Below are 17,031 nucleotides of genomic sequence, written 5' to 3'. Positions count from 1 at the left end.
GTATAAACTCCTAATACTTCCTCCCTTTCCACCTGACTTTGGTAGGCAAAAAGAAGTAAATGATCAGGATGAAAGTAGTCACCAGCAGGTATAGCTCAAAGGCAATGAAGTGCCACCAAGAGGCGCTTCGGTGCAGGCGCTTGAGGCAGATGTGCATGAATAGGCTTTGAAATACAAGTTTGACGATCGCGATGCTGAGCGCTATACCTAGAGAGGCCTTGAAGAAAAACGGAATCAGAACAGGATAGTAGGCCGAGTGCAGCACAAAAAGCGCAAACATATACTTGGGCATATACACCGAGCCACGCATCCAGCGTTTGCGCTGCTCCAGCAGTGCACCATAATTTGGGGCGGGTGCAGACAAGGCCAATACGCTGTTGTTGTACAGATTCCGGAAGCCGAAGCCACGCTTCAGTATCTGATTAAATATGGCGATGTCTTCTGTGATTGAAAACGGAATGTTCTCAAAACCGCCCACCGATTCATAGGCCTTGCGGGTGAGCAGCATATTATTGCCCATGGTGGTAACCGGCATGTTCAGGTCACTGAATACCTGCATTAGCCCAATTGAAAATAGCCAGTCCATGCGCTGCATCTTATCGAACAGGCGACTGCCCGTCACCGTGGTAAGTCCTGTCACAACACCGACTTTTTCGTCTAGACCAGCCAGCATGGCCTTGATCCAGGTAGGTGGCACCTCGATGTCGGCATCAGTGAAGAGGAAGATGTCGGAACTTGCTTTCCGGGCCAGCTGCGCCAGCACATTGGCCTTGCCCCTCGCCTGCCCCACTGTGCCGGTAATCGGTAGGCAGGTATAGCCAGGCTTGTCCTTTATATAGGCTTCTACCAAGGCACGCGTCTGATCCGTGGAGCCATCATCACCTATCAGTACTTCGATCTTATCAGCTGGATAATCAAGTGCGGCAATGGCCTGCAAACAAGCCAGAATATTGTGCTCCTCGTTACGGGCAGCGATCAGGATGCTGACCTGCGGAAAGTTTACAACCGTTGAGGTATAGCGCCTGCGGTTGAAGAGCAGCAACAGAAGAAGCGCTGTAAAGACAATAAAGTAAAGTATAAAATAGGCGACGGATACCATCATAGGGTCTGGAAGGTATAGCCCTGTGCGGTAAAATGGTCTAAAAAACGGGGCAGGGCGTATTGCATGTTTCGCTGGGCCTTCAGGCTGTCGTGGAATACGATGATGCTGCCGCTTTGGGTACAGCGAATGGCTTCACGCAGGCATTTTTCGGGACTAAGCGAACGGTCGTAATCGTTGGTGAGCACGTCCCACATCACCAGTTCATACGCTGGTCGCAGGGCTGCTGCCTGTTTCGGCGTAATGCGCCCGTAAGGAGGTCGGAAGAGCTTTGGCTGAGCTGAATTGGGGTTTAGACGTTCCAGCTCCTGCTGACACTGCTGCACATTTTCGAGATAATGCTCCAGTGAAGTTTCCCAGCCCCGCAAGTGATTGTGTGTGTGATTAGCGAGCCTGTGCCGCTGCGCTAGTATCTGCTCCGCTATACCTTGGTGCTTCACCAAATTATCACCTACAGCAAAGAAAGTAGCCTGGGCTTTGTAATGCGCCAATTGCTCCAGCACCCAGGGAGTCACCTCCGGTATAGGTCCGTCATCGAAAGTCAGGTATAGCACTTTCCCCTGCTCTTCCCGCAGCCAGGTATAGCCAGGCAAAAGCCGGCGAAGCAAAGCGGGTGTCTTGTAGAGGCGGAGCAAATTAATTGTTGATGGTTAATTATTGATTGTTAAATCGCTTATTTTTAATCGCCTAGCCTATACACTCAACTTGCGAGAGCTATCCTGCGGCAAATCGCATAAGTTTTCACAGGGTTCCGCTGCATGAGCCATGAGCAAGGGTACCACTAATCCTTTCGAAGCTCAAAAATCAACTATAGGCAATCAACAATCAAAGCTATTTAAACCTACACGATAGCAGGGTGATATCGTCGTTGAAAGAAGCTTCTTCATTGAAGAGGTTGATTGCGTTGAGCAGTTGCAGGTGCAGCATTTTAGAGCTCAGGAAGCGGTTTTTCTGTAGGAAGTCGATCGTACCTTCAATACCAAATTCCGATTCATCTTCATCAAACACCTCTGTCAGGCCGTCGGTGTAGCAAAGCAGCACGGCATTGTGCGGCACATGAATCTTGCCTACGTTCATGAAAGGCAGCACATCAAACACACCCAGCATGGTGCAGCCGTCGTTTAGCAGGTCGTGGGTATTGTTTTCGTAGAGCAGAACCGGGGCGTTGTGGCCGGCATTCACATAGCTCAGTTCGCGGGTACTGCGGTTAAAGATGGCGACAAAGGTAGTGATGAACTTCTCAGCGATCGCATTGCGGTAGATCAGGTGGTTGAGCTCAGAAACGACCGTGTTCAGATCCGATGTCTGACGTATGATTGTGCGCAAACCAGCCTGGAAGTTCGACATCAGCAGCGAAGCCGGTACACCCTTGCCCGATACGTCGGCTACGCAGAACAGAAACTGGTCCTGGTCGATCTCGATGAAATCATAGTAGTCGCCACCAATGGAAGAGTGCGGAATATAACTGGCGTGTATAGCCACGTCTTTGTCGTTGGGCAGCTTTTTGGGGAAGAGCATGGACTGCACTTCACGGGCAATCTCGATCTCCTTCCGGATCGATTCCTGTGCCAGTCGCTGACGGGCCATGCGGTGATTTTCGATGGCCACGAGCATGATATTACTCACCGTCTGCACAAAGTTCAGCGCCTCAATATTGGTATAGTAGGGCTGAATCTTGCCGATCATCACAAAGGCGAGCACTTTGCCATTGTGTAGGATCGGGATCACAATCTCGAAGTTACGCCACTTCTTGTCCACGCTCAGCTTGGATATGCGGGTGATTTCCTTGAGTTCGAGAATGGTTTCGGGGAGGTGTTGCTTGGCGGCTTCCAGGTCGGTGCCAAAACTTACTTTGCAGTCCCACTTCTCGTCGTGCACAAACAGGGCCAGTCGGTTGATCTGCAACTGTGCGAGTAGCGTAAAGCGGTAGATTTTGTAGAGCGCCTCTTCGGGCAGGTTGTCGTTAATCGCCTGCGTGATTTCCAACAAGGCCGATAATTCCAGCTTTTTGAGGTTTAACTCTTGCTGTATGTTCGGAGCTACTATATCAGGCATTCGGTTTCATAGTTTAGGGTTGGCGAGAAACCCGCACTCGGGGGCTCTGCCGCCAGTTACACCTGTCACGCAGGCATATACCGGGTAAATTTACAAAAAATCAATCGCATTCTTTACCACACCCTACAATTCCTTTGAAATAATACGTATTCGTCACATGCGCACACTTGCAACTACGTAGTCCAGGTATTTGTTCGGCCTTGCGGTGAAAAATATCACCATCAGATAGAGTTATGCACCACCAACCCCGCTTTGGTGGCCAGGTAAAAGTACTCCTGACAGTGCTTCCCAAATTTAGACTCATCGTATGCATGCTCCGTATCCGGGTCCGGGTACAGGATTCTGATATAGCCTTTGGAGATCAGGTCGCGCAGGGCCGCGCAGAGTTCTTCATCAGTTAGTGCGCTGGTGCTTTTGAGGTCAGCGTAGGACGTCACAAAATAAAGTTCGTCCATGATAGCAAATTCATTCTCAGTCATGATTTCGGATGGTTCGGCCTTTCCATGTATAGCGACCTGTGAGGCCGCTGAGGGCGGTATATAGTACGTAAGGAATGTAAACAAGCTGCAGGGGGAGCATAAAAATCAGATAATTTTGCCGCCCCATGAAAGTCAGTATTTGGTTTAAAAACAGGAAATCTATCAGGAACTTAGCAGCATAGGCCGCCAGAAAAGTCCAAAACGAAAGCCAGCCCAGCAGTACGCTCGGTATGGCCAGAAACAGCAGTAAATTGACAGCAAACACAGTAAGGGCCACCAGCTTCACTGCCAGGCTCTGATAGCTCTGCCACTTGCTTGCCCAGCGCACCCGCTGTGATATAAAACTACGCACCGTTTTGCGTGCCTCAGTATGCACAATGGCTCCGGGATGCTTCAGAAAAGCAATTCGCTCCGGGTATAGCTGGTTTACTTTATGCAGCAAAAATTCATCATCACCGCTTGCTATACCTTCGTTTCCGGCAAAGCCACCCACCTCTTCGAAAACTGCCCGGGTGTAAGCCAGGTTGGCACCATTGCACATATTAGGTTGTCGCAGCCCAATGGAGGCTCCTCCCACTCCGATCAACGATGCGAACTCGACCAGCTGCATGCGCTGCAGCAAAGTATGGGTATTGTGAAAACTCACAGGTCCTGATATGAAAAATGCCTGCTGCGTTTCGTAGGTATGGGCGAAGTATAGAAGCCAGTCCGGCTGCACACGGCAGTCACCATCGGTAAAAACCAGGAGCTCACTACTGGCCTGGGTTATACCTTGTTTGATAGCGGCTTTTTTGCCTGTAGCTTCCGTGTGCCCAGCCAGCCGGATCAAACGCAACTGCAGCTTAGTAGCAGCTATAAATTCTTGAATCAGTTGAGCAGTGCCGTCATCGGAGTGATCGTCCACCACCAGTACCTCAAAGAGCTCCGCCGGGTAGTTCTGCTTTTCCAGGTCCTGCAGCAGAACAGGTATTTGTTGCGCCTCGTTGCGAACAGGGATGATCACCGAAATTTTAGTGGCAGGTATAAACCCGGCAGGTATAGCCGGCACCAACAGGCGCTTCCAGGCAAAGAATGCTCTTATAATAAGCCAGCCGTAGGCTAGCAGCGAAAGCAACAATAGCAGCACGAACATCAGGCGGCACCTCCTCTCCTGCCGAGCTTCAGGCGCAGTACAAAAAACAAACCCACAGCACTAGGCACCACAATGTTCAGCAACCACAGGCTCAGACTGGCACTCAGCACCTGCAGGCGCTCCTGCCCCAGCAAGCCGAACACATACATGGCCGACAGCTCCCGCACGCCCAGATCCGACAGCAATGACACTGATGGTACCACTGACTTCAGGAAAAAAGCAGTCGACACGCCACTGATGTACTCCACCGGACTCAGCCGCACCTCAAACAGTACCAGCAACAGCACGAACTGCAGCAGAAACACGAAGTAGCGCAGCAGCGACAGCAGCAGGACCTTGTTCATCTCCACGAAGGTATAGCGCCCCATGATAGCCAGGTACTTGGCCAGTTTGCGCAGCGGACCAACCGCAGCGACTAGAGCCACCATGGCACGGGCATTAAAGAGCAAAAGCAGCATGGCCACGTTGAGTACAAGCAATAGAAAAAATACACTCAGGCAGATAGCCGGGTAATCTCTCCAGTAAAGCAGCAAAGCAAAGTAGAACAGTCCAAGAGAACCCACCAGTACCGTCGCCACCAACTGACAAAACCTGCCGATGAAGACGGCGCCTATACCTTCCAACCGCTCTTTGCTTTTAAGCTCCAGCACCCGACCGGCGTAGTCGCCGAGTCGGTTGGGGGTGATGAAGCCGAGCGTGAGCCCAACCATGACTGCACGGAAAGCCCTTAGGTAGGAAATGCGCTCCAGTTTCTGCCCCAGCAGCTGCCACTTCCAGGCCTCGAGTCCCCAATTGGCAGGTATAAGCAAGGCACTCAGAATCAGCAGAAAAGTATAATCACTTTGGCGGGCCGCCCGCAGTATACCTTGCCAGGAGAGCAGCGTGTCTGGTGTCGTGAAAATGGCCAGGTATAGGAAGTATAGCGTGAGCAGCACCACGACAATTTTGCCGGCGACTAAAAGGAACCTTCTGTTGCGGGTAATGTTCAAGATATTGTCTTAAATTGCGCCTCCTATGGTTTACTCTTCTGCACTCCCACCCAATAAATTAATACTTGGCATTGACCCTGGCACACAAGTGATGGGCTACGGCTTGATTGAAGTGACAGGCTCCAAGGTAAAAGTAGTGCAGTATGGCGTTATTCACCTCAAAAGCTACAGCAACCACGCCATCAAGTTAAAGAAAATTTTTGACCGCATGATACAGCTCATCGACGAATACCTGCCCGACGAGCTGGCCATCGAGTCGCCTTTCTTTGGCGTGAACGTGCAGAGTATGCTCAAACTTGGTCGCGCACAGGGAGTTGCCATCGCAGCTGCCCTCTCCCGTGACATCCCTTATGTGGAGTACGCTCCCAAAAAAGTAAAGCAATCTGTGACCGGAAACGGCAACGCTTCCAAAGAGCAGGTGGCGAGCATGCTCGTTCAGATCCTCAAGATCCAGCCCGACCCGAAGATGTTCGACGCCACCGACGCACTCTCCGTGGCCCTCTGCCACCATTACCAGAAAGGAAACAACGCCAAGAAAGGCGCCAACTCCTGGAAAGCCTTCCTGACCGACAATCCTGAAAGAAAGCTTTAATTTTACTGTATTGTTTGCCCTATCCTGTCATTTCGACCTTCGGGAGAAATCAGGATTCTGAACTGTTTTACGCCAGATTTCTCATTGTATTTGAAATGACAGGTAATCTGTTTCTTATACTTTCTGACTTCCCCACTCTCAAACTCCCCAACTCGCCTACCCTTAAACATCCCCAAGTATAAGCTTTTGAAAATATTTCGCAGATTTGTAAAAAATCGCCTCTATCTTTCGTAAGGCTTATAAGCCTGCTTGATCAGCATTGTGCGAGGGTAAAAATTCAGCCTGCACTTTATGCAAAATACCACGCCAAAACAAAGTTTAAACATGTTTTTGCGAACACAGTTAAACATAGCATCAGGCTTATTCTTAATTTTGAGTTAATTTGCCGCTGCCTATACTTGGGCCAGCGTACAGACGAATCCTAAAAAGCTTAAATGGATTTAGACAAAGATAAACCGGGAAGTGCTCCAGCCCGGCGCAGGTATGTAACGACACGCAGACTCGACAGAATATTTGTCGAGCTGGCCAATATATACCGTTTTAATGCGCGGTTTTTCAAGGAAATGTGGTTCCCGCCATACGAATTCAAAGAAATTATCAAGCAGTGTTACGAAATAGGCGTGCGCTCCCTGCCGCTCATCTCGCTCACTGGCTTTATCATCGGTATCGTATTCACCAACCAGTCGCGTCCCTCCCTTGCCGACTTTGGTGCTACCTCCCTCCTGCCTGCCCTTATTTCTGTGGCGATCATCCGGGCCATCGGTCCGCTAGTGACGGCGCTTATTGCAGCCGGCCGAGTAGGTTCCGCCATTGGTGCTGAGTTGGGCTCTATGCGGGTAACCGAGCAGATTGATGCCATGGAGGTGTCAGCCACCAATCCGTTTAAGTTCCTGGTGGTGAGCCGGGTGTTGGCCTCTACTTTAATGATTCCGGCGCTAACGATGTATACCACTCTCGTGTCCCTGCTGGGCGGCTACCTGAATGTGCACCAGAACGAGTTGACAACGCTTACCACTTTCTTTTACCAAGTGTTCGATGCCATCACTTTTCTGGACATCGTTGCTTCTTCTGTAAAGTCGGTGATTTTTGGCTTTACCATCGGTATGGTAGGTTGCTACAAGGGCTACAATTCTTCTAAGGGCACTGAGGGCGTGGGCAAAGCGGCCAACTCGTCGGTGGTAACGGCCATGTTCCTTATTTTTATTGAAGAGCTGCTTATCATGCAGGTCATTAACGCAATCAGAGCTTTTTAATGGAGGCAAAAGAAATAAATCCCAATATTGATAGAAACGAGAAAGTGATTTCTATCCGGGGCCTCAAAAAAGCATTCGACGATTTTGAGGTTCTCAAAGGCGTGGACCTGGACCTGTTCAAAGGGGAAAACCTGGTCGTGCTGGGTCGTTCAGGTACAGGTAAGTCTGTTCTGATCAAGATCATCTCGGGCCTGTTGTATGGTGACGAAGGCTATGTCAATGTGCTGGGCAAAGAAGTCGGCACACTGAAGCCGCGGGAGCTGGATGCGCTTCGGCTCAAGATCGGTTTCTCGTTTCAGAACAGTGCCCTTTACGACAGTATGACGGTACGGGAAAACCTGGAGTTTCCGCTGGTGCGGCACGCCAAACACATGTCGGAAGCCGAGCGTGAAGAGCTGATTCACTATGTACTGGAAGCCGTGGGACTTGCACAGGCCATTAACCAGATGCCTTCTGAGCTATCAGGTGGTCAGCGCAAGCGCATCGGCATTGCCCGTACGCTGATCTTGAAACCCGAGATCATGCTGTACGACGAACCTACCGCCGGTCTTGACCCCATCACCTGTATTGAAATCAATAACCTGATCAACGAGGTGCAGCGCAGGTTCAACACCTCTTCTATCATCATCACGCACGACCTTACCTGCGCCCGCGCCGTAGGAGACAGAGTAGTGATGCTACTTGACGGACAGTTCCAGCGCGAAGGTACGTTTGAGGAAGTGTTCGATAGTCATGACGAACGCGTACAATCATTTTATAACTACAACTTTATAGACTAGATGAGTTCTGCAGATAATAAACGCACAGTTATAGTTGGCATTTTCACTTTCCTGGCGATCGTGATCCTGGTGGCGGGAATCTTTACCTTGGCCGGTCAGCAGAAGCGACTGATCAGCACAATAACGATTACGGCCATATTTGACGATGTGGCCGGTCTGCGCACAGGCAATAATGTCTGGTTCTCGGGTGTAAAGATCGGTACGATCAAATCCATCAACCTTTATGGTGACTCGCAGGTAGAAGTGGTCATGAACATTGAGGAGAAGGTGCAGCAGTACATCCGCAAAAACGCCTCAGCCCGCATCAGCTCTGAAAGCTTTATTGGTAACAAGAATATCGTTATTGACGGTGGCACCCAGTCAGCCTCACCTATTCAGGACGGGGACAGAATCACGGCTGTGAGTCCGCTCAACACAGATGACCTGATGGAGAAGCTGCAGCAGAACAACGAAAACCTGGTAGCGATCACCGGTGATTTTAAGCAACTTACCTCCCGGTTGGTAAACGGCGAAGGTACAGTAGGAGCCCTGCTTACGGACACCACCATGGCACAGAACTTCCGTGATGTGGTGGGCAACCTGCAGCGTACGTCACAAAGTACCGTGAATGCCTCCCGCTCCCTTTCTGCTTTCACCAACAAACTCAACTCACCAGGCGGATTGGCCAACCAGCTTGCAACTGATAAGGAAGTATTCCAACAGCTGAAGAACTCGATGACACAGCTGGAAGAGGCCACCGCTTCAACTTCTGAAATAACCGAAAACCTGCGCACGGCCAGCAGCCGTCTGAACAATAACAACAGTGCCGTGGGCGTGCTCTTGAACGATCAGCAGTTTGCCCGTCAGCTGCAAAGCACGATGCAAAACCTGGAGACCGGAACTGAAAAGCTGGACCAGAACATGGAGGCGCTACAAAGCAACTTCCTGTTCAGAGGCTTCTTCAGGCGACAGGCACGCGAGCAGGCCAAGCAGCAGGAGCAACAGCCCGCCCAGCAGCAGACCCAACCGACTGACACTATACAGTTCAAACCTTCGATCTTACAAAAGAACTAAAACAGAAAGGGGCGCATCATCAAGATGCGCCCCTTTTTTAATAACCTATCAGGTATAGCTATACCTTATGCGGCATCGTATACCTGTCGTATCTTTTCAGCTACTTCTTCAAACTCTTCTTTGCTGAACTTCTGTTTGTTGGCAAAATTCATGTCTGCCATCTTATTCAATGGAATCAGGTGCACGTGCGCATGGGGTACTTCCAGCCCTACCACCGCTACACCAATGCGCTTGCATGGCACCGCCTTTTCTACTGCGGCAGCCACTTTTTTGGCAAAGGCCATCAGGCCCAAGTATAGCTCGTCGTCCAGGTCAAACAGGTAGTCGATCTGTTGCTTAGGGATTACGAGGGTATGGCCTTTGGTCGTGGGAAACACATCCAGAAAGGCCAGGTAGCGATCATCCTCGGCTATTTTGTAAGCGGGGATCTCGCCTTTTACAATTTTAGTGAAGATAGATGGCTCCATAAGCTTAGCGACTAATTTCCAGTATTTCGAACTCGATCTTACCAGCTGGTACGGTTATCTCGGCTTTTTCGCCGACTGACTTGCCCAACAATCCTTTACCGATCGGAGACTTTACCGAAATTTTGCCCGAAGCCAGGTCCGCTTCTTCTTCCGCTACCAGGGTATAGTCCATCACCATGTTGTTCTTCAGGTTCTTGATCTTCACCTTGGAGAGAATCAGTGCCTTGCTCGTGTCCAGGTTCGACTCGTCTATGAGACGTGCGTTACCAACCACTTCCTCCAGTTTGGCGATCTTCAGCTCCAGGTGACCCTGCGCGTCTTTAGCGGCGTCATACTCGGCGTTCTCGCTCAGGTCGCCTTTGTCGCGTGCCTCTGCTAGCTGGCGGGCCACTTCTGAGCGGCCTTTTGTCTTAAGGTCGTGCAGCTCTTCCTTCAGCTTTTGTAAACCTTCAGCGGTGTAATAAGAAATGTTGCTCATAATATGTCTTCACGTTTTAAAACACAAAAACAAAAAGAACGGCTATGTGAAACATAACCGTTCTTTTTGCCTAATATGTTGATGATTAATTTTTTCTTCTTCAGCCTGGCTGCTTCAAAGCAAGCCGGGAATTCTGGGCAAGCCACATGCACACGGGCATCCCCCAGTGGCACTGTGTTGAGCAAATATACAAATTTATTTTAATACAAAATTTTTCTGCAATACTTATTTGCAAGCCTCTGAAGGCAATCTTTTAAGTAACAATATCTATTCTATACGTAAACCCGGCAGCATAGGACAGCCCCGGGGCAGGTATTCTCAATAAAGCTTTCCAGCCTCCTGCAAGGCCCGTATTTTCTGTACCAGCACCTCGTTTATCTTCACATAAGACTCGTGGGTCCAGCCAGCGATATGGGGCGTGAGCACCACATGATCAGCCGATCTCAGGTAATCGAAGTTTTGGCTTTGCTCCTCGGTCAGACTCTGAAGCTTTTCATTCTCAAGCACGTCCAGTGCTGCTCCTTTCAGCTTACCCGTCTGCAGGTGCCTGACGAGCGCTGACTGCTCTACTACCTCCCCGCGGGAGGTGTTCATGAACCAGATTGGCTTGCTGAAGCCCTGGAAAAAAGCATCATCCGCAAAGGCCCGGTTTTCGGGAATATAGGGTATATGCAGACTCACGATATCAGCTTCTACCTGTAAAACTTCGAGGGGCACAGGCTCAGCCGGAGCAGAGATCTTTTCAGGGGCGAAGCGGTCGTAAGCCAGGATACGGCACCCAAAGCCACTCAGCACACGGGCAAAGCTTTGGCCCATGTTTCCGTAGCCGATGACGCCAACCGTTTTGCCGCTGATTTCCTCCCCCCTGTTTTCCTCGCGCAGCCATACCTTGTTGCGCACCTGCCGGTCGCCGCGGGTAATATTACGCATCAGACTGAGCAGCATACCTAGAGCATGCTCCCCTACCGCCTGCCGGTTGCCTTCATTGGCCCCGATCAGCGCTATACCTCGCTCATGCAGCGCTTCGGCATCGATGTTATCCAGACCCGCTCCAGCTCTGGCCACAAACCTGAGCTGGTCAGCTAGCTTAATCGTTTCCGCTGTAATCCGCATTTTGCTCCGCACGATCAGCCCCTCAAAACATACCAGGGCCTCACATACCTCAATCGGCTTGATGTCCGGTCGATAATCATAGGCTATACCTATACCTTCCAGCATAGGAAACAGACTGTCATGCACTTCGTCGATGATCAGGATGCTAGGTTTTGCCATGGTGTTATAAATCATATAGCATATGCGCTACACCAAAGTAAATCGCCAGACCCAACAAGTCATTTGCAGTTGTAATAAAAGGTCCGGCGGCCACAGCTGGGTTCACGCCCATCTTATCAAGCAGCATCGGGGTCAGCGTTCCCATCAGGGAGGCCAGCATCACAACTGAGAAAAGCGCAACCGATACAACCATCGACAGTTTCAGGTCCTGCCGGAAAAGGTAGGAGAAGCCAAATACAAGGGCTGAAATAATCAGGGCATTCAGCAGGGCAACCAGAATGAGCTTCAGGAGACGCTGGGCGAAGTTCTCGAAGATCACGGCATTGGAAGAGAGCGTTTGAATGATGATGGAAGAGGACTGTATACCTACGTTACCACCCGTCGCAGTAATAAGCGGCACAAACAGCGCTAAAGCTGGTAGCATGGCAATGTCGGCTTCAAAGAAACCCATGAAATGTGCCGCCAGCAAACCGCCCACCATGCCGATCACGAGCCAGGGTATACGGGAGCGCGAGATGCGGAACACGCTGTCATCTTCCTCTACATTTTCCGAGATACCCGTCATGAGCTGGCGGCTGAGTTCGGCCTGTTCCTGCATTACGTCGATCACGTCGTCGATAGTGATGCGACCCAGTAAACGACCCTGTATGTTCACGACAGGTATAGCCTCCAGGTCATATTTCTGCATGACGGCCACTACCTCGTTTTCGTCCCGGAAAGACTCGATCGAAATCACGTCCTCATTATAAATTTCCTTTACCAGCTTATCATCTTTGGAGAGCAGCAGCGCTTTAATACTCAGTCGACCCAGCAGGATGTCGCGGTTATCCACCACGTATACTGTATAGATGCGCTCCACGTCTTCCGCCTGCCGACGAATCTCTTCAATACACTGCCGTACGCGCCAGTTGATGTTTACTTTGATAAGCTCTTTCGCCATCAAACCACCGGCACAGTCTTCTTCGTAGTGCAAGAGGTCTAGAATGTCATCCGCTTTCTCTTCGTTTTCAAGCAGAGCGATCACCTCTTCGCGACGCTGCACATTCATCTCGTTCAGAATGTCCACAGCGTCATCCGAATCCATCAGATTGACGTAGCGGGCTATTTCCGGGCTTGTGAAATAGGCAAGGAAATCTGTGCGGATGTCATAGTCGAGGTCACTGAGAATCTGTGAACCGATATCGGGAGGCAGGAGGTCAAGCACGTACTTCGACTCGTTGGTATCAAGCTCGTATAGCACCGTGGTGATGTCAGCCGGATACATGTCGGACATGGATTCGAGTATGAACCCCTTGTCGTCGCGTGTGATCGCCTCTTCAACCTGTTCTATGTATTCACGTGTGATCTCTACCTGCATGGTATTATATGTTCTGCTCTATGAGCTGGGTCAATGCTATAAAATCCTCTACTGACAGCTGTTCCGCTCTCTTGTCAAAAACGGGCTGCGTGGTCACCTCCGGTGGGAGATTAAATGTCTTGAGGCAGTTACGCAGCGTTTTGCGCCTTGTTCCAAAACTGTTTTTTACCACCGAGAAAAAAAGCTTTTCGTCACATGGCAAACTCTTCCGGTCATTGCGCACCACACTGATCACGCCTGACTTTACTTTGGGTGGCGGGTGAAACACGTTTTCGTGCACGGTGAACTTATAATCAATGGTATAGAAGGCTTGCAAGAGCACACTTAATATACCGTAGGCTTTATTACCCGGAGGTGAAGCCAATCGTTCCGCCACTTCCTTCTGGATCATGCACACGACCTCTGGCACCACATCGCGGTGTTCGAGTACCTTGAAGAAAATCTGGCTGGAAATGTTGTAAGGAAAATTACCGATGATGGCAAATTTACCCGGGAACAGTTTGCTCAGGTCCGTCTTCAGAAAGTCGGCCGAAATAATGCGGTCGCCCAAAGCCGGAAAGTGCTGCTGCAGGTAGGCAATGGACTCGCGGTCGATGTCCAGCACAGTGGTGCGGTACTCCTTGTGCTCGAGCATGTACTGTGTGAGCACGCCCATACCGGGGCCGATCTCCAACACATCCTCTACTCCGCCGGGCAAAGTCAGTTGCTCCACAATCTTGCGGGCGATGTTCTGGTCGACCAAAAAGTGCTGGCCTAAGTGCTTCTTCGGACTTACTTTGCTCACATGCTATGCGTTATGGCACCGGCTTGTTGAGACAAATTCACCGGAAACCCGTTATACCTTATTTATATGCGCCACCCGATCGCTATACCTGTACGCGGGCTTTTTCGCATTACACTATATACTTACTATATTGCGTCCTCAAAGATACGAATGACAAATGCCAACACAACTCAAATACAATACATCGGTAGGTAAAAATACAGACGTAGCCCTGATTGTGCGGGCTGATCAGACGGATTCACTCACAGAGCTAAGCTCAGACGAAACCGCCTACCTGAAACGTCAGTTGGAAGCAGAAGCGAAGATCGTTTCCCTGAACCGCTATACCCAACGGATATACGTGGTGGTATACGCCGAGGGTAAAACAGAGAACGCTACCAGAGAGAACCTGCGCCAGTCGGGCTATGCCCTGCTTAAGCAACTCAAAGCAGATAAGGTAGAGGAGCTCGCCATTCAGGACCTCACCAAATCGGACGCCAGCCCCTACCTGGCCGAGGGTCTATACCTGAGCAACTACCAGTTTCAGAAGTATAAGACCAAAAACAATAAGCCAAGCCCGCTGCAGACCATTACGCTGACTGACGAGAACCTGTCGGAGTTTGATGTGATGGAATTGCAAAATGTGCTCGACGCCGTGACCGTTACCCGCGATCTGGTGAACGAGCCGAACAGTCACCAGAGCGCTTCGCAGTTCAGCGAGCAGCTTGTAGAGCTTGGTGAAAAAGCCGGTTTTACGACGCAGGTGTTCGACGAGCTGCAGATACAGTCGCTCAAAATGGGCGGACTGTTGGCTGTGAACCAGGGTAGTGAGGAACCGCCAACCTTTAATATACTGGAGTGGAAACCGGAAGGCGCTGCCAACAGCAAGCCTTATGTGCTGGTAGGCAAAGGTGTGGTATACGACACCGGCGGACTCAGCCTAAAGCCAACGCCGCAATCCATGGACTACATGAAGTCTGACATGGCTGGCGCAGCTGCTGTGGCGGGCGTGATGTACGCACTGGCCAAGAACAACATTCAGATGCACGTGATCGCGCTTATACCTGCCACCGACAACCGTCCGGGCGGCAAGGCCTATGCGCCAGGCGACGTACTCACGATGCACAACGGCATGACGGTGGAGGTGCTCAACACTGACGCTGAAGGACGCCTGATCTTGGCTGACGCCCTGAGCTTTGCGCAGAAATATAAGCCGGAGCTGGTGATCGATATGGCGACTCTGACAGGAGCCGCAGCCCGCGCCATCGGCAAAGAAGGTCTGGTGGCGATGAGCAATGCTGGCGACGAGGTGATGACTGCCCTGAAAAAAGCAGGCGAAGCCGAGCACGAGCGCATCGTGGAGTTTCCACTGTGGGACGAGTATAAGAAACACATCGAGTCGGACATTGCCGACATCAAAAACCTGGGCGGTGCCGAGGCAGGCGCTATCTCAGCGGGTGTGTTCCTGGAGTATTTCACGGATTACCCTTGGGTGCATTTCGACATTGCCGGCACGGCCTATCTATTAGGTGAGGACTCTTACCGAGGTAAACTAGCAACTGGCTCAGGCGTGCGCCTCGTTTACAACTACCTTAGCTCGCAGGCTAACTAAGCAAAAAATGGACAACAGACACAAAGCAAAAATAGGTATCAGCATCGGTGACACGAACGGGATTGGCCCGGAGATCATCGTCAAAACCCTTTCAGACCAGCGCATCCTCAACTTCTGCACCCCGGTGATCTACGGTTCTGCCGGTGTGATCAACAAGGTGCGTAAGGCCCTGAGTGCCGATCATTTCCATTATCAGCAAGTGGGCTCAGCACAGGAGCTAGTAGCCAAAAAAATCAACCTGATCAACTGCTGGGAAGAAGACATCGCTGTAGAGCCAGGCTCACCGAAACCAGAGTCTGGCAAGGCATCGCTTGATTCGCTGATGACCGCCTGTCAGGATTTGAAAGCCGGCCTGCTGGACGGACTAGTGACTGCCCCGATCGACAAAGACAACATTCAGTCCGAGGATTTCAAATTTCCGGGCCATACCGAGTTCCTGACCTCCTACTTCGATGCTGCTGACAGCCTGATGCTGCTCGTAGCCGACGACTTGCGTGTTGCCACGGTAACGGGTCATATACCTGTAAAGGAGGTAGCGACCAAGCTCAACTTCGACCTGATCATCCGCAAGATCACGATCCTGCAGGAGTCGCTGCGCCGTGATTTCGGCATCCTGAAACCGCGCATCGCGGTATTGGGTCTTAATCCGCACGCCGGTGAGAAAGGACTGCTGGGTACAGAGGAAACAGAGATCATCCGTCCGGCTGTGATGCAGCTGAAAGACAAAGGACACCTGGTATTCGGCCCCTATCCCGCTGATGGATTCTTCGGCATGCGCATGTACAAGCAATTCGATGCAGTGCTGAGCATGTACCACGACCAGGGACTTATCCCTTTCAAGACACTGGCCATGGAAACAGGGGTAAACTACACGGCCGGACTGCCGATCGTGCGCACCTCACCGGACCACGGCACGGCTTACGACATAGCCGGCAAACACACAGCCGATGAAACCTCTTTCAGAGAAGCGTTGTTCCTTGCCTGCGACATCATAAAAAAGCGCCAGACAGAGCAAAAGCCTGTTTTATAAATAGGGCTGCTATTTTATTTGTCAAAATAATGTTCTAATTTTGCGTCTTGCAATAAAAACACGGTAGTGAAAAAGCTTAGAGACTACGAAATCGGCATTGCCAAACTCGCGAATAAGAAGCACTCTTATGAGTTTGAGATGGACGATTCATTCTTCTCTTTGTTTGAGCAGGAGATCATACTGGGGGGAAAGCTACTGGCAAAGGTAGAGCTCGATAAGACCGAGTCGCTGCTGACACTGCATTTTGACATCAAAGGACATGTACGCCTCACCTGCGACCGCAGTTTAGAGGAATTTGACCAGCCAGTGGACATAGAAGAGACACTGCTGATCAAGTTTGGTCCTGAGAACGCCGAGCTGGACGAGGACTTGTGGCAGATTACGCCCGAGACACAGACACTCAATGTAGCACAGCACCTGTATGATTACATAGGACTGTCGCTGCCCATGAAAAAGCTTCACCCACGTTTTGTGGAAGAGCTTGATGAAGAAGATGAAAGGGATATCCTGATCTACTCTTCACGCAAGGGAGGCGATAGTGAAAGTGAGGACAACGACGGTGATGACGATGACGACATTGATCCGCGTTGGGACGCTTTGAAAAACCTGAACTAACAAGCA

At 50.7% G+C, this 17,031-nt stretch carries 18 protein-coding genes; 7 read left to right on the top strand and 11 right to left on the bottom strand.

Annotation, left to right across the window (positions count from 1 at the left end):
• Positions 1-10 precede the first annotated feature (10 nt).
• The 6 genes from Q1A54_RS04920 to Q1A54_RS04895 form a co-directional block, all read right to left on the bottom strand.
• On the bottom strand, positions 11-1,102 hold the full coding sequence (locus Q1A54_RS04920) for a glycosyltransferase (protein WP_299985522.1): 1,092 nt from the start codon (positions 1,100-1,102) through the stop codon (positions 11-13).
• Complete coding sequence (locus Q1A54_RS04915; RefSeq protein ID WP_299985520.1) at positions 1,099-1,734, bottom strand: polysaccharide deacetylase family protein; 636 nt, start codon at positions 1,732-1,734, stop codon at positions 1,099-1,101. Before Q1A54_RS04915 ends, Q1A54_RS04920 begins: the two co-directional genes overlap by 4 nt.
• Before the next feature lie 196 nt (positions 1,735-1,930).
• Positions 1,931-3,154 (bottom strand): GAF domain-containing SpoIIE family protein phosphatase, encoded by a 1,224-nt coding sequence (locus Q1A54_RS04910; protein WP_196120581.1) that lies wholly within the window; start codon positions 3,152-3,154, stop codon positions 1,931-1,933.
• Positions 3,155-3,375: 221 nt separating this feature from the next.
• Entirely contained in the window at positions 3,376-3,633 is a 258-nt protein-coding gene (locus tag Q1A54_RS04905; protein WP_299985518.1) for a hypothetical protein, read from the bottom strand.
• On the bottom strand, positions 3,626-4,765 hold the full coding sequence (locus Q1A54_RS04900; protein ID WP_299985515.1) for a glycosyltransferase: 1,140 nt from the start codon (positions 4,763-4,765) through the stop codon (positions 3,626-3,628). The genes Q1A54_RS04905 and Q1A54_RS04900 overlap by 8 nt, the downstream gene beginning before the upstream one ends.
• Positions 4,765-5,754, bottom strand: a complete 990-nt coding sequence (locus Q1A54_RS04895) for a lysylphosphatidylglycerol synthase domain-containing protein (RefSeq protein WP_299985513.1) — start codon at positions 5,752-5,754, stop codon at positions 4,765-4,767. Before Q1A54_RS04895 ends, Q1A54_RS04900 begins: the two co-directional genes overlap by 1 nt.
• A gap of 25 nt (positions 5,755-5,779) precedes the next feature.
• Between Q1A54_RS04895 and ruvC the strand changes: the two genes are divergently transcribed.
• The 4 genes from ruvC (at position 5,780) to Q1A54_RS04875 (ending at position 9,431) form a co-directional block, all read left to right on the top strand.
• Entirely contained in the window at positions 5,780-6,346 is a 567-nt protein-coding gene (gene ruvC / locus Q1A54_RS04890; RefSeq protein ID WP_040574461.1) for a crossover junction endodeoxyribonuclease RuvC, read from the top strand.
• 434 nt (positions 6,347-6,780) lie between these two features.
• Complete coding sequence (locus Q1A54_RS04885) at positions 6,781-7,599, top strand: ABC transporter permease (protein ID WP_196120585.1); 819 nt, start codon at positions 6,781-6,783, stop codon at positions 7,597-7,599.
• Complete coding sequence (locus Q1A54_RS04880) at positions 7,599-8,378, top strand: ATP-binding cassette domain-containing protein (RefSeq protein WP_299985509.1); 780 nt, start codon at positions 7,599-7,601, stop codon at positions 8,376-8,378. The genes Q1A54_RS04885 and Q1A54_RS04880 overlap by 1 nt, the downstream gene beginning before the upstream one ends.
• Positions 8,379-9,431 (top strand): MlaD family protein, encoded by a 1,053-nt coding sequence (locus Q1A54_RS04875; RefSeq protein WP_299985508.1) that lies wholly within the window; start codon positions 8,379-8,381, stop codon positions 9,429-9,431.
• Positions 9,432-9,496: 65 nt separating this feature from the next.
• Here the strand turns inward: Q1A54_RS04875 and Q1A54_RS04870 are convergent, their stop codons facing one another.
• The 5 genes from Q1A54_RS04870 to rsmA all read right to left on the bottom strand — a co-directional run bounded on the left by Q1A54_RS04870 (position 9,497) and on the right by rsmA (position 13,789).
• Entirely contained in the window at positions 9,497-9,898 is a 402-nt protein-coding gene (locus Q1A54_RS04870; RefSeq protein WP_299985506.1) for an HIT family protein, read from the bottom strand.
• Positions 9,899-9,902: 4 nt separating this feature from the next.
• On the bottom strand, positions 9,903-10,376 hold the full coding sequence (gene greA, locus Q1A54_RS04865; RefSeq protein WP_007658900.1) for a transcription elongation factor GreA: 474 nt from the start codon (positions 10,374-10,376) through the stop codon (positions 9,903-9,905).
• A 318-nt stretch (positions 10,377-10,694) separates the two neighbouring features.
• Complete coding sequence (locus Q1A54_RS04860; protein WP_299985503.1) at positions 10,695-11,648, bottom strand: NAD(P)-dependent oxidoreductase; 954 nt, start codon at positions 11,646-11,648, stop codon at positions 10,695-10,697.
• A gap of 4 nt (positions 11,649-11,652) precedes the next feature.
• Complete coding sequence (gene mgtE / locus Q1A54_RS04855) at positions 11,653-13,005, bottom strand: magnesium transporter (RefSeq protein ID WP_299985501.1); 1,353 nt, start codon at positions 13,003-13,005, stop codon at positions 11,653-11,655.
• A 4-nt stretch (positions 13,006-13,009) separates the two neighbouring features.
• Positions 13,010-13,789 carry a 16S rRNA (adenine(1518)-N(6)/adenine(1519)-N(6))-dimethyltransferase RsmA gene (rsmA, locus tag Q1A54_RS04850; RefSeq protein WP_299985499.1) on the bottom strand — a complete coding sequence of 260 codons (780 nt, stop codon included), beginning with the start codon at positions 13,787-13,789 and terminating at the stop codon, positions 13,010-13,012.
• A 157-nt stretch (positions 13,790-13,946) separates the two neighbouring features.
• Between rsmA and Q1A54_RS04845 the strand changes: the two genes are divergently transcribed.
• The 3 genes from Q1A54_RS04845 to Q1A54_RS04835 all read left to right on the top strand — a co-directional run bounded on the left by Q1A54_RS04845 (position 13,947) and on the right by Q1A54_RS04835 (position 17,025).
• A complete protein-coding gene (locus tag Q1A54_RS04845; protein ID WP_299985497.1) occupies positions 13,947-15,380 on the top strand; it encodes a leucyl aminopeptidase in 1,434 nt (477 codons plus the stop codon).
• 7 nt (positions 15,381-15,387) lie between these two features.
• Positions 15,388-16,410 carry a 4-hydroxythreonine-4-phosphate dehydrogenase PdxA gene (gene pdxA, locus Q1A54_RS04840; protein WP_299985495.1) on the top strand — a complete coding sequence of 341 codons (1,023 nt, stop codon included), beginning with the start codon at positions 15,388-15,390 and terminating at the stop codon, positions 16,408-16,410.
• 66 nt (positions 16,411-16,476) lie between these two features.
• A complete protein-coding gene (locus tag Q1A54_RS04835; RefSeq protein ID WP_196120594.1) occupies positions 16,477-17,025 on the top strand; it encodes a DUF177 domain-containing protein in 549 nt (182 codons plus the stop codon).
• Positions 17,026-17,031: the final 6 nt, after the last annotated feature.

Source organism: uncultured Pontibacter sp., from assembly GCF_947502515.1.
GTDB lineage: Bacteria > Bacteroidota > Bacteroidia > Cytophagales > Hymenobacteraceae > Pontibacter.
Note: the sequence above shows the minus strand (reverse complement) of the source record. Positions and strands in the feature narration are given on the sequence as shown.

What these genes read in the sequence shown, in the direction of transcription:
- Q1A54_RS04860 (WP_299985503.1), bottom strand. Translation starts at nt 11,648, where the DNA reads ATGGCAAAACCTAGCATCCTGATCATCGACGAAGTGCATGACAGTCTG.
- Q1A54_RS04880 (WP_299985509.1), top strand. Translation starts at nt 7,599, where the DNA reads ATGGAGGCAAAAGAAATAAATCCCAATATTGATAGAAACGAGAAAGTG.
- Q1A54_RS04900 (WP_299985515.1), bottom strand. Translation starts at nt 4,765, where the DNA reads ATGTTCGTGCTGCTATTGTTGCTTTCGCTGCTAGCCTACGGCTGGCTT.
- greA (WP_007658900.1), bottom strand. Translation starts at nt 10,376, where the DNA reads ATGAGCAACATTTCTTATTACACCGCTGAAGGTTTACAAAAGCTGAAG.
- Q1A54_RS04845 (WP_299985497.1), top strand. Translation starts at nt 13,947, where the DNA reads ATGCCAACACAACTCAAATACAATACATCGGTAGGTAAAAATACAGAC.
- ruvC (WP_040574461.1), top strand. Translation starts at nt 5,780, where the DNA reads ATGGTTTACTCTTCTGCACTCCCACCCAATAAATTAATACTTGGCATT.
- Q1A54_RS04910 (WP_196120581.1), bottom strand. Translation starts at nt 3,154, where the DNA reads ATGCCTGATATAGTAGCTCCGAACATACAGCAAGAGTTAAACCTCAAA.
- pdxA (WP_299985495.1), top strand. Translation starts at nt 15,388, where the DNA reads ATGGACAACAGACACAAAGCAAAAATAGGTATCAGCATCGGTGACACG.
- Q1A54_RS04875 (WP_299985508.1), top strand. Translation starts at nt 8,379, where the DNA reads ATGAGTTCTGCAGATAATAAACGCACAGTTATAGTTGGCATTTTCACT.
- mgtE (WP_299985501.1), bottom strand. Translation starts at nt 13,005, where the DNA reads ATGCAGGTAGAGATCACACGTGAATACATAGAACAGGTTGAAGAGGCG.
- Q1A54_RS04870 (WP_299985506.1), bottom strand. Translation starts at nt 9,898, where the DNA reads ATGGAGCCATCTATCTTCACTAAAATTGTAAAAGGCGAGATCCCCGCT.
- Q1A54_RS04885 (WP_196120585.1), top strand. Translation starts at nt 6,781, where the DNA reads ATGGATTTAGACAAAGATAAACCGGGAAGTGCTCCAGCCCGGCGCAGG.
- Q1A54_RS04920 (WP_299985522.1), bottom strand. Translation starts at nt 1,102, where the DNA reads ATGATGGTATCCGTCGCCTATTTTATACTTTACTTTATTGTCTTTACA.
- Q1A54_RS04905 (WP_299985518.1), bottom strand. Translation starts at nt 3,633, where the DNA reads ATGACTGAGAATGAATTTGCTATCATGGACGAACTTTATTTTGTGACG.